Origin of the sequence: Roseovarius sp. E0-M6 (assembly GCF_037083845.1) — a bacterium.
Taxonomy (GTDB): Bacteria; Pseudomonadota; Alphaproteobacteria; order Rhodobacterales; family Rhodobacteraceae; genus Roseovarius.
Window position 1 is genome coordinate 214,567 of sequence record NZ_JBAPLA010000002.1, and the last position, 13,318, is coordinate 227,884.

Annotated in this window: 14 protein-coding genes; 3 read left to right on the forward strand and 11 right to left on the reverse strand. The window is 57.6% G+C overall.

Features of this window, described 5'->3' with window-relative positions:
* The first annotated feature begins 59 nt into the window (after positions 1–59).
* Positions 60–1,430, forward strand: coding sequence for a glutamate--cysteine ligase (locus tag V8359_RS07445; RefSeq protein WP_336428137.1), 1,371 nt, complete (start codon positions 60–62; stop codon positions 1,428–1,430).
* 68 nt (positions 1,431–1,498) lie between these two features.
* Here V8359_RS07445 and pnp read toward each other — a convergent pair whose 3' ends face one another.
* The 9 genes from pnp to rbfA all read right to left on the reverse strand — a co-directional run bounded on the left by pnp (position 1,499) and on the right by rbfA (position 10,568).
* A complete protein-coding gene (gene pnp, locus V8359_RS07450; protein ID WP_336428138.1) occupies positions 1,499–3,640 on the reverse strand; it encodes a polyribonucleotide nucleotidyltransferase in 2,142 nt (713 codons plus the stop codon).
* A 169-nt stretch (positions 3,641–3,809) separates the two neighbouring features.
* Positions 3,810–4,679, reverse strand: a complete 870-nt coding sequence (locus V8359_RS07455; protein WP_336428139.1) for a DMT family transporter — start codon at positions 4,677–4,679, stop codon at positions 3,810–3,812.
* Positions 4,680–4,808: 129 nt separating this feature from the next.
* Positions 4,809–5,078, reverse strand: coding sequence for a 30S ribosomal protein S15 (gene rpsO / locus V8359_RS07460; RefSeq protein ID WP_336428140.1), 270 nt, complete (start codon positions 5,076–5,078; stop codon positions 4,809–4,811).
* A gap of 137 nt (positions 5,079–5,215) precedes the next feature.
* Positions 5,216–6,328 (reverse strand): calcium-binding protein, encoded by a 1,113-nt coding sequence (locus V8359_RS07465; RefSeq protein ID WP_336428141.1) that lies wholly within the window; start codon positions 6,326–6,328, stop codon positions 5,216–5,218.
* A gap of 87 nt (positions 6,329–6,415) precedes the next feature.
* On the reverse strand, positions 6,416–6,949 hold the full coding sequence (locus V8359_RS07470; protein ID WP_336428142.1) for a DUF1643 domain-containing protein: 534 nt from the start codon (positions 6,947–6,949) through the stop codon (positions 6,416–6,418).
* 49 nt (positions 6,950–6,998) lie between these two features.
* Positions 6,999–7,919, reverse strand: coding sequence for a tRNA pseudouridine(55) synthase TruB (gene truB, locus V8359_RS07475; RefSeq protein WP_336428143.1), 921 nt, complete (start codon positions 7,917–7,919; stop codon positions 6,999–7,001).
* Between the two features lie 62 nt (positions 7,920–7,981).
* Positions 7,982–9,310 (reverse strand): MATE family efflux transporter, encoded by a 1,329-nt coding sequence (locus V8359_RS07480; protein WP_336428144.1) that lies wholly within the window; start codon positions 9,308–9,310, stop codon positions 7,982–7,984.
* 144 nt (positions 9,311–9,454) lie between these two features.
* Positions 9,455–10,189, reverse strand: coding sequence for a phosphodiester glycosidase family protein (locus V8359_RS07485; RefSeq protein WP_336428145.1), 735 nt, complete (start codon positions 10,187–10,189; stop codon positions 9,455–9,457).
* Positions 10,173–10,568, reverse strand: a complete 396-nt coding sequence (gene rbfA / locus V8359_RS07490) for a 30S ribosome-binding factor RbfA (protein ID WP_336428146.1) — start codon at positions 10,566–10,568, stop codon at positions 10,173–10,175. The genes V8359_RS07485 and rbfA overlap by 17 nt, the downstream gene beginning before the upstream one ends.
* A gap of 83 nt (positions 10,569–10,651) precedes the next feature.
* On the opposite strand from rbfA, the gene dapB reads away from it, so the two are divergent.
* Positions 10,652–11,464, forward strand: coding sequence for a 4-hydroxy-tetrahydrodipicolinate reductase (gene dapB / locus V8359_RS07495; protein ID WP_336428147.1), 813 nt, complete (start codon positions 10,652–10,654; stop codon positions 11,462–11,464).
* 14 nt (positions 11,465–11,478) lie between these two features.
* Here dapB and V8359_RS07500 read toward each other — a convergent pair whose 3' ends face one another.
* A complete protein-coding gene (locus tag V8359_RS07500) occupies positions 11,479–12,633 on the reverse strand; it encodes a pyridoxal phosphate-dependent aminotransferase (RefSeq protein WP_336428148.1) in 1,155 nt (384 codons plus the stop codon).
* A gap of 90 nt (positions 12,634–12,723) precedes the next feature.
* On the opposite strand from V8359_RS07500, the gene V8359_RS07505 reads away from it, so the two are divergent.
* Complete coding sequence (locus tag V8359_RS07505; protein WP_336428149.1) at positions 12,724–13,077, forward strand: dihydrodipicolinate reductase; 354 nt, start codon at positions 12,724–12,726, stop codon at positions 13,075–13,077.
* Positions 13,078–13,092: 15 nt separating this feature from the next.
* On the opposite strand, the gene V8359_RS07510 is transcribed toward V8359_RS07505, so the two are convergent.
* Complete coding sequence (locus tag V8359_RS07510; RefSeq protein WP_336428150.1) at positions 13,093–13,269, reverse strand: DUF1674 domain-containing protein; 177 nt, start codon at positions 13,267–13,269, stop codon at positions 13,093–13,095.
* Between the last annotated feature and the right edge of the window lie 49 nt (positions 13,270–13,318).

Consider the following 13,318-nt stretch of genomic DNA (forward strand, 5'->3'; position numbering starts at 1 on the left):
GCCTTGACACCCATGCGGTTCCTCGCCACGACTTCCCAAACTTTCCTGCGGAGACAGCCATGTCCATTCCCCAGTCCGGCGGCGGACCTATCGAACATCATAGCCAACTGGCCGGGTACCTTGAGAGTGGCTGCAAGCCGCAAGAAGATTGGCGCATTGGCACTGAGCACGAAAAATTCGGATATTGCCGTGACACGCTCGCGCCGATCCCCTTTGAAGGTGAACGCAGTATTCTGGCCGTTCTCGAAGGGCTTCGGGATGGCCACGGCTGGGCACCTATAGAGGAAGCCGGCAAACTCATCGGGTTGGAGAAAGACGGCGCCAACGTAAGCCTTGAGCCGGGTGGGCAGCTTGAACTGTCGGGCGCGCCTCTCGAGACCATTCACGAGACATGCGACGAAGTGAACGCCCACTTGCGTGACGTGAAGGATATCGCAGACAAGGTCGGCGTGGGATTTATCGGGCTTGGTGCGGCACCGCAGTGGACTCATGACCAGATGCCCATGATGCCCAAAGGCCGTTACAAGCTGATGGATGCCTACATGCAGAAAGTCGGCACCATGGGTCAAGCCATGATGCGGCGCACCTGCACGGTGCAGGTCAATCTGGACTTTTCCTCAGAGACCGACATGGTGAAAAAGCTGCGCGTTGCGTTGGCGCTTCAACCTGTTGCGACCGCGCTGTTTGCCAACTCTCCCTTCTTTGAAGGACAACCAAACGGACACAAAAGCTGGCGCAGCCGGGTCTGGCGCGATCTGGATGCCGATCGCACCGGAATGCTTCCTTTTGTGTTTGAGGACGGGTTCGGCTTTGAAGCCTATGCGGAGTATGCGCTCGATGTGCCCATGTATTTCGTCTATCGTGACGGCGAGTACATTGATGCACTCGGCATGTCGTTCCGTGACTTTCTGAAAGGTGAACTTCCGGCACTGCCGGGAGAGAAGCCGACGCTGAGCGACTGGGCCGACCACCTTACGACAATCTTCCCCGAGGCGCGGATCAAGAAGTTCATGGAGATGCGCGGTGCCGATGGCGGCCCGTGGCGCAGGCTATGCGCGCTGCCCGCTTTCTGGGTCGGGATCATGTATGATCAAAGCAGCCTTGATGCGGCGTGGGATCTTGTCAAAGGTTGGGACGCGTCCACCCGCGAGGCTATGCGTATTGCCGCAAGCGAAAGCGCCTTGGATGCGCGTGTTGATCACATACACATGCACAATCTGGCGCGCGAAGTTCTGGACATATCCGAGGCCGGTTTGCGCGCACGCGCGCGAAGTGGTGCAGGCGGACTTGTCCCTGACGAGACGCATTTTCTCAACGCACTGCGCGAAAGCGTGGATAGCGGCAAGGTGCCCGCAGACGAACTTCTTGACCGGTATCACGGTGAATGGAACGGTGATCTGGATCGGATTTACCCAGAGTATTCCTATTGATTTTCCGTAGATAACGAAAATGGCCCCGGCGTTTCCACCGGGGCCACTCACTTCACTGTCCAAAGTGATCAGTCGTCGTCTTTTTGCTTTTTCTCCGGCTCGATTTCTTCGCCGGTTTCCTGATCGACGACTTTCATCGACAAACGCACTTTGCCGCGATCGTCAAAGCCCAGAAGCTTGACCTTCACGTCTTGACCTTCCTTCAACACATCGCTGGGATGGTTTAAGCGGCGGTTCTCGATCTGGCTGACATGGACCAAGCCGTCGCGCTTACCGAAGAAGTTAACGAAGGCGCCGAAATCAACAATCTTGACGACTGTGCCGTCATAGATCTGACCTTCTTCGGGCTCAGCCACGATCGAGTGGATCATGTCGTAGGCTTTTTTGATCGAGTCACCGTTGGGCGATGCAATCTTGATAACGCCTTCATCGTTAATATCGACCTTGGCCCCAGACACCTCGACGATCTCGCGGATGACCTTGCCGCCCGACCCGATCACTTCGCGGATTTTGTCGGTCGGGATGTTCATCGTCTCGATGCGCGGCGCGTGAACAGAGAAGTCTCCGGCGCTGCTCAGGGCTTTGTTCATTTCGCCCAAAATGTGCATCCGCCCATCTTTGGCTTGGGCAAGTGCCTGCTTCATGATCTCGGGCGTGATACCCGCGACCTTGATGTCCATCTGAAGCGAGGTGATCCCAGACTCGGTGCCTGCGACCTTGAAGTCCATGTCGCCAAGGTGATCCTCGTCACCCAGGATATCGGTGAGAATGGCGAAATCGCCGTCATCTTCGAGGATGAGCCCCATGGCGACACCGGCCACCGGCGCCTTGAGCGGAACACCTGCGTCCATCATCGACAACGAGCCGCCGCAGACTGACGCCATCGAAGACGAGCCGTTGGATTCGGTGATCTCCGAAACGAGACGGATCGTGTAGGGAAAGTCTGTCGCGGCCGGCAAAACGGCCTGAAGCGCGCGCCATGCAAGTTTACCATGACCGATTTCACGGCGACCCGGAGGACCAACGCGACCCGCTTCACCGACCGAGTAGGGCGGGAAGTTGTAGTGCAACAGGAAGTTTGACCGGAACGTGCCGTGCAGCGCATCGATGAACTGCTCATCGTCGCCCGTGCCCAGCGTGGTCACGACGAGGCCCTGCGTTTCACCGCGCGTGAAGAGCGCCGAGCCGTGTGTGCGGGGCAGGAAGCCGGTTTCGCAGACGATCGGGCGCACCGTTGTCGTATCACGACCGTCAATGCGTTTTCCGCCTTTCACGACATCTCCGCGCAGGATGCTCGCTTCGAGCTTCTTGAGAGCGGCGCCAAGATTGGGGTCTTCGAGTTGCTCTTCGGTCAATGCGCCCTTGATGTTTTGACGGGCAGCGGAAACCGCAGCTGTGCGCTCTTGCTTGTCGGTGATGGCAAATGCCGCACGCATCTCTTTTTCACCCGCGGCTTTGACCGCGTCATAAAGCGCGGAGTAATCCGGCGGCTGAAAGTCGAACGGTTCTTTGGCGGCGTCTTCTGCCAGATCAATGATCAAGTCTACAACAGGCTTGATCTGATCATGCGCGAAAGTTACGGCGCCGAGCATTTCTTCTTCGGAGAGTTCGTATGCCTCGGACTCAACCATCATTACGGCGTCTTTGGTGCCAGCAACGATAAGATCAAGGCGCTGATCGGGATTCATGCGCAGTTCATGCATGTCATCCACGGTCGGGTTCAGGACGTATTCGCCGCCCTCATATCCCACACGGCAGCCAGCAATCGGGCCCATGAAGGGCGCGCCTGAGATCGTCAGGGCAGCACTTGCTGCGATCATCGCAACGATATCGGGATCGTTGACGAGGTCATGGCTCAGCACAGTGCACATGACGAGCACTTCGTGCTTGAACCCGTCCACGAAAAGCGGCCGGATTGGACGGTCGATCAGACGTGCTGTCAGCGTCTCTTTTTCGGTTGGGCGCGCCTCGCGCTTGAAGAAGCCTCCGGGCACCTTGCCCGCAGCGTAGTATTTTTCCTGGTAATGAACCGTCAGCGGGAAAAAGTCCTGACCCGGCTTCGGTTCCTTTGCGAAGGTGACGTTTGCCATCACCGTCGTTTCACCCAATGTGGCGATGACCGAGCCATCCGCCTGACGGGCAACCTTGCCCGTTTCCAGTGTCAGCGTTTCCTCGCCCCACTGGATCGATTTTTTAACTTCGTTGAACATCTATCGTTTCCTGTCTGGAGGCGCTCCGGGCCCCTGCCCGGTCCTCCGTTTCAATGGCGGCCCCATTGCCGCCGACCCCAATCGTGTCTCATGCGCCCGGGATCGAAGGCGTCACGTCTCAGATGCGCGGGCCATACATGAGTTTCGGTGATTTGGAAAGCGGGGAGTGCTAGACTCGCCCAAGGTCCTGCCGCCTTACAGCCAGAAGCGTGCCGAAACCTGACAGCGCGATAAGGACCAGCCCCAAGAGCGAGACGGCGTCAGGAAGCTCATCGAAGACAAGCACGCCCAATATCGTGGCCGCGAAGAGCTGATTGTAGATGAACGGTGCGATGATCGTCGCGCTTGCCATACGACTGGCCCGGACCAGAAGGTAGTTTCCCATTGCCGAGGCCACGGCGCTTGTCAAAATCAGGAGATAGGCAGTGCGCGAAGGCTCCGGCCACGGAGATGTGGCGCCAATAGGGGCAAGCAGGATCGCCCCGACCACCAACTGCGATAACAGAAGAAATCGGGGGCGCAAGTCGCCCGAGATCGCGCGCGTCATCGTCAGGTACGCACCGTAGAAGCACCCTGCCAACAACGCGAAACCGATACCGGGCGTGGCGCCAAAGCCGGGCTTGACCACAAGCATCACGCCCAAAAATCCAATCAAAAGGAGGATCGTGCGTAACTTTGTGATGGGCTCTTTTAGAAATACGACCGCAAGAATATAAGAGACCATCGGCCCGATGAAAAATGCCCCGAAAACATTGGCAATTGGTTCACTGCGCAACGCTGTCAGAATCGAGCAGATACCCCCGGCTATGAATACCGCGCGCATCACGACCTTGGGGTTCAGAAAATTCCGGATTTCTCCAATATGTATGCCGCTCAGCGGGAGAATGATCAGAGCGCCAAGTGCGAAACGTGCCCAAGCGACGAAAACCGGACTGACGCCGCCTTGGGTGAGAAGCTTACCGGCCGTGTCACCGACGACAACCAGACTTGTCGCGACCAATACGAGGCCCGCGACAGTGAGGAGAGTGGTGGTTTGCATTTTCTGCGGCCTTGACCTGAAACGTCCGTGGCAGGTTTGCCGGAGACGGAAAGGCAATTGAAGCCCTATCAGACGAAAAACGCCTGCCTCGGTTAAGAGGCAGGCGCATGACCCGGTTGGATCGAAATCTTAGCGGCGGATGCCGAGACGCTTGATCAGGTCGCGATAACGGCCTTCGTCCTTGTTCTTGAGATAGTCCAGCAGCTTCCGACGCTGTGCGACCATCTTCAAAAGACCACGGCGGCCGTGATTGTCTTTCTTGTGGGTTTTGAAGTGCTCGGTCAGCGTGGTTATCCGCGTAGTAAGAATTGCGACCTGAACCTCGGGCGAACCAGTGTCGCCGTCTTTGGTCGCAAAGTCTTTCATGACGCGTGCTTTTTCTTCTGCAGTGATCGACATCGGGGTCTCCTTTCAGAGCTGAAGGTGAAGGGCGCAAGCCGGGATGTCGTCCAGCAAGGTCCAATGGAGAATCCAGCCTGACCAGCAGGCGGAATGCGAGCGTATAGGACGCCTGCGTGAAAAAGAAAAGAGGGAATTCAGACGCCCGTGGCCGCTTGGAGTGTGCTTTGGCCGACAAGGTTTATGTGAGAGACGTGCAGCGCAAGCCCTGAATGAATCACCGCAATACGTTCATCATTGAGGCTTATGTATTGCTTGGTCGGATCCTGTTCGTCCGGCTCTACCGCGACTTCGGGATCAGCATCCATCAGATCATCGTAAACGATCATGAGTGTGTCGTGATCATGCGAGAAATCAATAATCTCGGCCTGATGATCCGAGGTCAGCCACTCCCCCAGAGCGACCCGATCGGTGCCGTCACCGGTGGTGACAATGTCGTCCTGTCCGGCGAAAATCAGGTCATCACCGCCGCCACCATTCAGAAAGTCGCGGCCTGCTATCCCTTCCTGATCATCGTGACCGGTGATGGTGTCATTTCCCCAGCCGCCAAAAAGCGAATCCTCGCCCAAGCCGCCGGAGAGCGCGTCATCGCCCAAGCCACCATGCAGAACATCGTCTCCCGCGTTGCCAGAAAGGGTGTCGTCGCCAGCGCCGCCGATGAGTGTATCGTCGCCATCTCCTCCGACAAGAGTGTCGGCGCCGCCATACCCCATCAAATCGTCGTCACCGTCGCCCCCATCCGCGCTATCATCTCCTTCGCCTCCGTGAAGGGTGTCATCACCGGGGCCGCCTTCAAGCGTGTCATCGCCAGCTTCGCCCCAAAGCCCATCATTTGCAGCATCTCCGGCAAGTGTGTCGTCGCTGCCATAGCCATTGATCAGATCGCGTTGTGGGCTTCCTTCTTCGGAGTCTGGCTGTTCGGACCCTGCGATAATCCGTTCCGCGTCATCGGGCGTGACAGCTTCGTTTTTCGGGACTTCAGGCGCCGTGGTATCGTCGGTATCAAGGGGCTCTTCATCTTCGGCGTCACCGCGCTCTTGCGTCTCGTAGGGCTCATCCGGCGTGTCGGCAGTGGCGAAAGACGTTATGGATTGATCATCTTTCTCAGCGCCTTCGCCATTGGCATCCGGTTTCGCCTCGGCCTCAGGACTAGGGACGGTTTCTTCCTCGTCTTCGCTATCCGAAGACATCCCGAACATTGCGGTCGCACCAACCGCCATCGCACCCAAAAGACCCGCAAGCAGGAACATCTTGTCACCATCCACAATACCCCTCGGGCATTCGGCCACAGTCTTTCAAACCGTTCAATTCAGAACTGGAAGGCTGGTTAACGGATACTAGTCCGCGAGGCTGGCGAGATCCGTGGTCAACCATGGCCGAGGCGCTTCGGAGTAACCGATATAGAGCGGATGCTTGGGATGGCCCGCCTTGGTCAAACCAAGGTGAAAAACTGGCTGACCCGTATCACGCAGAAGTCTCGCAACCTCGGCCCCGCGATTTCGGTGAGCGCCGTGGCTTCCCCAAGCCGCGATGACCTGATCGGCCCAAGGCATGCTTTCGAGGATCGCCGCATCGTTTTCAGGCCCGACCGGGTCGAGTGCGGCACGCATTGCCTTTGGGTCGGTGTCGCGCCATGCAAAGATATTGGTGACCCGAAAGGCCCCGAAGCCAAGAGCGCGCGCGCGGCGTTCGCAGCGCTCTACGGTCGGATCATTCTGAATCTCGGTTGCCGTGGACGGGTTAAGCATGATGAACAGCACGCGCTTTGCAGTCGTATCCCAGACGCGTGTCAACAGATAGCGGTACTGCTCACAGTCCGAGTAAACGGCAGTGGACTGGGCGTCGCCTTTGAGATGGGTACGCGTGATCATCGCCGTTATGTGCCCCGCTCCTGTAGCCGTTGCAAGAGGAGGAAACGACTCAGGAGCTTGAACTGTCGACAAAGACCCGGGAGGGATGCACCTCGCCTGCCTTGTAAACTCCGACCGCTACCGCGCGGCCATCGAACGAGGCCCAGCATTCCTCACCATACTCAGTGTCGCCGGCGGCGAAAACCATACCGGGGTTGCCATTGCGCATTCGTGCCGCACCCTCCGGGGTTGCGCGAAGCTCGGGCAAATCGGAAAGCCCAACTTCCAATGGCAGAATATGCGCATCCAAGTCAGGATCATGTGCCAGACGTTCGATTTCTTCAGTTGAGATGCCCTGCTCCGCTTCGAAAGGGCCTGACCATACACGACGCAGCCACGCCACATGCCCGTAACATCCGAGTGCCTCACCCAAGTCGCGCGCGATCGCGCGCACATAGCCACCCTTGCCGCAGACCATTTCCAATTCGACCCGATCCGCGTCGAGCCGATCGATCAGTGTCAGTTCCTCGACCCATAGCGGTCGTGCCTCGATCTCGACATCCTCGCCGTCGCGGGCGAGCTTGTAGGCGCGCTGACCATCTATCTTGACGGCGGAGAATTTGGGCGGAATCTGCATGGTCTCGCCCACGAAGTTCCCCAGCTTAGCTTTGATCTCGGCGTCCGTCGGGCGCAGGTCGCTCGAGGCTGTCACCTCTCCTTCGGCGTCATCGGTATTGGTTGCCTGCCCCAACCGCACGACAAAGCGATACGCTTTGAGCGCATCTGTCACGAAAGGCACCGTCTTGGTGGCTTCGCCAAGCGCGACGGCCAAGACGCCGGTTGCCTCGGGATCGAGCGTTCCAGCATGCCCTGCCTTCTTGGCCTGCAATGCCCAGCGGACCTTGTTCACCACGGCTGTGGACGTAATTCCGGCCGGCTTGTCCACCACCAGCCAGCCAGAAATGTCCCGTCCCTTACGTCTGCGTGCCACTCGAACTATCCTCGTGCTTCCCGGAAAGGCGCGACCTAGCCCAGCCCTGCGGGCCTGTCAATTCAAGCGCGCTCAAGCTTCGACCGAACCCATTCAGCAGGCACAGATATCAATCTCTGCCGCACGCTCAGCAAGCCCACCGCCTGACACGCGATTAGCGCGCCCCAAGCCGTAAGAACATTCGCAAAAACAGTTGAGAATAGCACTCCTGAATAACCAACCACCCAGACGGCGATCCATGTCAGCGGGACGTAAATCACGAAAATACGTGTCGCGCTCAGTGTCATGGACCAAAGCGCGCGATCGCGGGCATTCATGGCGGCGTTTGCGGTGATCAATATGCCGTATCCGAAGAAACCCCAGCTCACATATCTCAGGTAGGAGGCGGTGTAACTCGCTGCGCCATCGCCGCCGGTCATGAGATCGGCGACGGGATCGGCAAGCACCAGAAGTGTCGCCGCCACGGTCAGCCCGTAGACAAGGCAGGTCAGGAAACAGAGCCGCACAGCATTCCTTGCGCGCTCGGTCTTGTCCGCTCCCCATGCCTGTCCAACGACCGGCCCGATGCCTGAAGATAACGCCAGCATCGGCACAATCAGGAAGGCCTGAACACGTCCTGCCGCACCAAAGCCCGCAACCGCTGAGTCGTCGATCGTGGCAACTGCGGCCGTTACAATTGCCATCCCCGCCGGGTTGATGGCATTCGACAAGGCGGCGGGGGCGCCGACGCGCCCGATAGCGCGGAACGAAATCCAAATGTTGCGCAAGGGCGCGCAATCAAATCGTAGCGCACGGACCTTTGCCGCGAAGAGGCACACGCCGGTGAAAGCGAGTGCGCGGGCGATCAACGTCGCGAGACCAGCCCCCGCTGTGCCTTGCTCGGGGATGGGACCAAGCCCGAATATCATCAGCGGGTCGAGTGCGATATTGGCTGCTGCCTGAAACACCATCACGATCGCCGCGACCTCGCTTTTCCCGGCTGCCCGGAAGGCCGAATTCAGGGACATGCCCATCACGAGCAGAGGAAAACTCAGACACCAATAGGGCACGTAACCCAAGGCCGCCTCCAGCACCTCGTTCCGAGCTCCCATGAGCGAGAACAACTCACGAGCACCGCTGTAAAAAACGATGGCAACGGCGCAAGACAGGCCCGCCCCCAAAAGGATGGCATGAAGTGTCATGCGGACCTGTGCATCGCTTTGCGCGCCACTGCCGATAGCGCGAGAAAGAACGGCGCTTGTCCCGGCCGAGAGACCGATGGACAGTGAGGTGAGTGCCGTGATTACCGGAAAAATGAAACCTATGGCGGCCAAGGAGGCTTCGCCGTGACGCGCAAGAAAAAACGCGTCGGCCAAACCGACAGACAGAATACCCAATATGCCAACGGTCATCGGGGCGCTTACACGTGTAAGCGCCCGCCCGACAGAACCGCGATTGAGGTCCTGATCCGTAATCATTTTGAACGGTGGCGTGTCATCGAAACGCTAACTAGCAGGGAGGCGGAAAAGGTCCACGTCAGACGGCGCCTATTGCCGCTATTCCACAACGCCCACTATGGGGCCCATCGGAAAACCGCGATCATGTCGGTTCATTTGCGGCGCATATAGGCGCGACACCTTACCATCGAAATAAAGTGCATTTGGGAGTTTGAGCACATCGCGGAAAAGCGTTCCGAATGTGTGGAAATTGATCCGGTCTTCGGAAATCGCAAAAACCACGGTTTGACCGTCACGGGATGTGCCGACCCCGTTGCGGATGTGAATGCTATCGCTGTCTTCAAGAAACCTTGGATGCAACTTTCCGTCGATCACCAACATGGGGCCCGATTGAGTGGCAAAGCGACAATTCGGTTGCTCCTCGACGAAGCGCAGACTCTCGATGACATCCGCGCGGCCGCTGCGCACGCAAAAGACGCCATTGGGAAGCAGGCCGAAATTCCCTGGGCCATCGGAGGTTACGATGCGGGCGGTCTCCACGCCTTCTTCGATAAAGAGCCCGACCGGCGAAAGATCATTGTGATACATTCCCGCGTTCATAGCGAAGGTGAGGGTTTTTCCCTCGGACTCCAAATGTTGGGCAACGCGCGGAAAGCTTCCCAAAACCTCACCGTTGTAACTGTGGAAAAGGCGGACATGCTCTTTGATCACGTCGACTTTGCAGATGGTGAACGCTGCACCGCGATGCGTGACACGTTCACACTCTACTGCACCGGCCACCTGTGGCGACAAAATCAGGCCCAAAAGGCCCGCGAGGCTAGTCCTCCACGTCACGGCGAACGTCGTCTTGCTCGAACAAACGGCGCGTCTCGTCCATCCGGTCGAAGGTTCTATCTAGCCTGAAGCGAAGTTCTGGCGCGTATTTCAGCGAAAGCTTTCGACCGATGATTCGGCGCAACTCGCCCTGATTGCGGGCAAGCAGGCCCACGATCTCATCCTGCCCCTCTCCGCCAAGCGGTAACACATATGCTGTGGCCACCTTGAGATCTGGTGATGTTCTGACTTCACCAACCGTTACCGAAAAACGATTCAGGTCCGGGTCGTGAATATCGCCCCGCATGAGCACATCCGAGAGAGTCCGCCGGATAAGTTCTCCGACGCGAAGTTGTCTTTGCGAAGGGCCGGGCCCGTCATGAAACTTGTTCTTTGCCATTCGCCCCATCTAAGCCTTCTCACGCCCTTTGCCAAGCCGGCGGCATGGCGCTAAGGAAGGGCGGAAAGAAGGGGAGTCCAGAAATGACAGAATTGCCGGGCATTGTGATTACTGGCGCGTCGGGGCGTATGGGCCAGATGCTGATCCGGACCATCACCGAAAGTGGCAAAGCCCGCGTATCAGGCGCCATCGAACGTGTTGGGCACGCTTGGATCGGTCATGATCTTGGGGAAGCTATGGGCGGCGCCAAGCTCGGGGTTATTGTTTCGGATGATCCGCTTGAACCCATCGCGCAGGCTCAGGCCGTGATCGATTTCACTTCGCCTGCTGCCTCGGTCGACTATGCCGCGCTCGCGGCGCAGGCCCGTACTGTTCATGTGATTGGAACAACTGGTCTGACCGAAGACGACACGGCCAAGATTGACGCCGCCGCGCGCCACGCAACTATCATTCGTGCCGGCAACATGAGCCTTGGCGTCAATCTCCTCGTTCAACTTACTCGCAAGGTCGCGGAAGCGCTTGACGAGGATTTCGATATCGAAGTGATCGAAGCGCATCATAATCAGAAGGTCGACGCCCCGTCCGGCACCGCGCTGATGTTGGGGCAGGCCGCTGCGGAAGGCAGAAACGTATCGCTTGATGCCGCAGCGGACCGTGGGCGCGATGGGATCACGGGAAAAAGAGAACGCGGGCATATCGGTTTTTCCGCCATTCGCGGCGGAGACATCGTCGGAGAGCACGATGTCCTTTTTGCAGGAGCGGGCGAGCGTATCGTTTTACGCCATGTTGCCACTGATCGTGGTGTTTTTGCGCGGGGCGCACTCAAGGCCGCGCTTTGGGGGATTGGCAAAGGGCCTGGTGCCTTCGACATGCTGGATGTTCTTGGCTTAAGCTGAAATCAGTCTCTGTTTCATCTTAAATGGGCATCCAACGCGGCAAGTCCCTGATCCAGACCGCGCCGCCCAAACCCAAGACGAAACCGGTCTTTCGGTGTGTCCGTCAGACTGGATGAATAAATAGTGGACGGCAGCAGAAGCACACCCGCCTCTTCGACCAATGATCGAGCGAATTCCTCGACGCCCTCAGAGCCAAGGTAACGCGGAAAGGCCATGCATGAGCCATCGGGACGCTGCCATTCGAAAAGATCAGGGTGCCGGGCGAAAAACGCATCCCATTTCGGCAGGTTTTCGTCCACGATCCCGCAGTTGCGCCTCAGGATTGCTTCGCGGTTCTTGAGTGCGATCAGGGCTAGCCGCTCGCTCGGCCCGGAATTGCATATCGAAAGATAATGCTTCAATCGCTCCATTTTTGAGAGCACGGTCCGATCCTGACAGGCGATCCAGCCAACCCTAAGCCCTGGCAGCCCGTAGGATTTCGACATCACACCAAGGGAAAGCCCCCGTTCGTATTCATCGGCAACGAAAGGAAGATGCTCGGCGTCGCTTGGTCCAAGCCCGTGAAATATCTCGTCATGCAATATCCAGATTCCATGGTGCCGGCACAGGTCAATTAGCGCGAGATACCTGTCATGCGGGAGGATTGCTCCGGTCGGGTTATGGGGAAAGTTTATGGTGAGAAGCCGCGTGTTCGGGCGAATCGCATGTTTCACGCGATCAATATCGAGAGACCATCCATCATTCGGATCGAGCGGCACGCCGGTGGCGCTACAGATAGATTGGGGGAGTGTTTCATGAGACTGGTAGTTAGGTGTGACAACAATGGCATGCGAGTCAGCTTCGAGAAGAACCGAGTTGGCCGCAAATATCCCTTCGCTTGCTCCAGCGAAGCAGACGACGTGGTCCATTGTTTGTGTCTTATAAGTATTTGCGATGGCAGAACGAAGATCAGGCGCACCCCAGGTTTCGGTGTATCCGAGCCACATTTCTTCGAAACCCGCCCTATCTTCATCCGATGCCATCGCCAGAAGGTCAGGCAATGACATGCTTTCAGCATCGGACGCCGTAAGGTGATAGCGGGCCGTAAACTCCCACTTGGCGAAATGCGTTTCGAGCCTGAAATCCGGTAGGGAGGCCATCATCTTCTCCTTTTGATCTGGGCGTCCCATGCACCCCACCTAAAACTTCAAGCCCACCAATTTTGATCTGATCGTCACTTCAGCACGTAGACCGAAGGTATGTCAGCAAAGGGGAAACCCATGCGTATCTTAATAGTAATGGTTCTGACAGTGGGCGTGGCTTTGCCTGCGGTCGCCGGAGATTTTATAAAGATCGACAATAAGGACCGATTTGTTTCACTCATCCAAAACCGCGACCTGACCCGTTTCGGAATTCGACTCTCTGTTACGCCTACCGGAGATATCGAAGGCCGGGCCTTCGGTCGTGAGGTCAGTGGTGCCTGGCAATGGTCCTCGGGCTATTTTTGCCGAGAGCTTTATTGGGGATCGAGAAATCTCGGTGCGAATTGTCAGGCGGTCGCGGTGCAAGGAAGCACGTTGAGATTTATCTCTGATCGAGGTCAGGGCGAATTCGCCGATCTTGTCCTTCGATAGGCAAGCCATCCCCGGTCAGAAGTCGATGGCAATGCCTTTCTTTTCCCAATCGCCGTAGCGCACCGGCTCTGGCCCCTGTCTACCACCCAATTCTTTGGGCAAGGGTTCTGACTTTTCAGTCTGTCTCCGGGCCTCGGCTTCGGCCAACGCCCTCAGCGCTTCGGGGGTCAGGTTGTTTTCGGGCTTACTCATGTCAGGCTTCCTTAACTGCTCAGTCATTGTTATATGCCGCCTCTGGCAA

Bases quoted from the DNA above. Each gene is read 5' to 3' on its own strand.
- V8359_RS07445 (WP_336428137.1), top strand. From the start codon at position 60: ATGTCCATTCCCCAGTCCGGCGGCGGACCTATCGAACATCATAGCCAA.
- pnp (WP_336428138.1), bottom strand. From the start codon at position 3,640: ATGTTCAACGAAGTTAAAAAATCGATCCAGTGGGGCGAGGAAACGCTG.
- V8359_RS07455 (WP_336428139.1), bottom strand. From the start codon at position 4,679: ATGCAAACCACCACTCTCCTCACTGTCGCGGGCCTCGTATTGGTCGCG.
- rpsO (WP_336428140.1), bottom strand. From the start codon at position 5,078: ATGTCGATCACTGCAGAAGAAAAAGCACGCGTCATGAAAGACTTTGCG.
- V8359_RS07465 (WP_336428141.1), bottom strand. From the start codon at position 6,328: ATGTTCCTGCTTGCGGGTCTTTTGGGTGCGATGGCGGTTGGTGCGACC.
- V8359_RS07470 (WP_336428142.1), bottom strand. From the start codon at position 6,949: ATGATCACGCGTACCCATCTCAAAGGCGACGCCCAGTCCACTGCCGTT.
- V8359_RS07480 (WP_336428144.1), bottom strand. From the start codon at position 9,310: ATGACCGTTGGCATATTGGGTATTCTGTCTGTCGGTTTGGCCGACGCG.
- rbfA (WP_336428146.1), bottom strand. From the start codon at position 10,568: ATGGCAAAGAACAAGTTTCATGACGGGCCCGGCCCTTCGCAAAGACAA.
- dapB (WP_336428147.1), top strand. From the start codon at position 10,652: ATGACAGAATTGCCGGGCATTGTGATTACTGGCGCGTCGGGGCGTATG.
- V8359_RS07500 (WP_336428148.1), bottom strand. From the start codon at position 12,633: ATGGGACGCCCAGATCAAAAGGAGAAGATGATGGCCTCCCTACCGGAT.
- V8359_RS07505 (WP_336428149.1), top strand. From the start codon at position 12,724: ATGCGTATCTTAATAGTAATGGTTCTGACAGTGGGCGTGGCTTTGCCT.
- V8359_RS07510 (WP_336428150.1), bottom strand. From the start codon at position 13,269: ATGAGTAAGCCCGAAAACAACCTGACCCCCGAAGCGCTGAGGGCGTTG.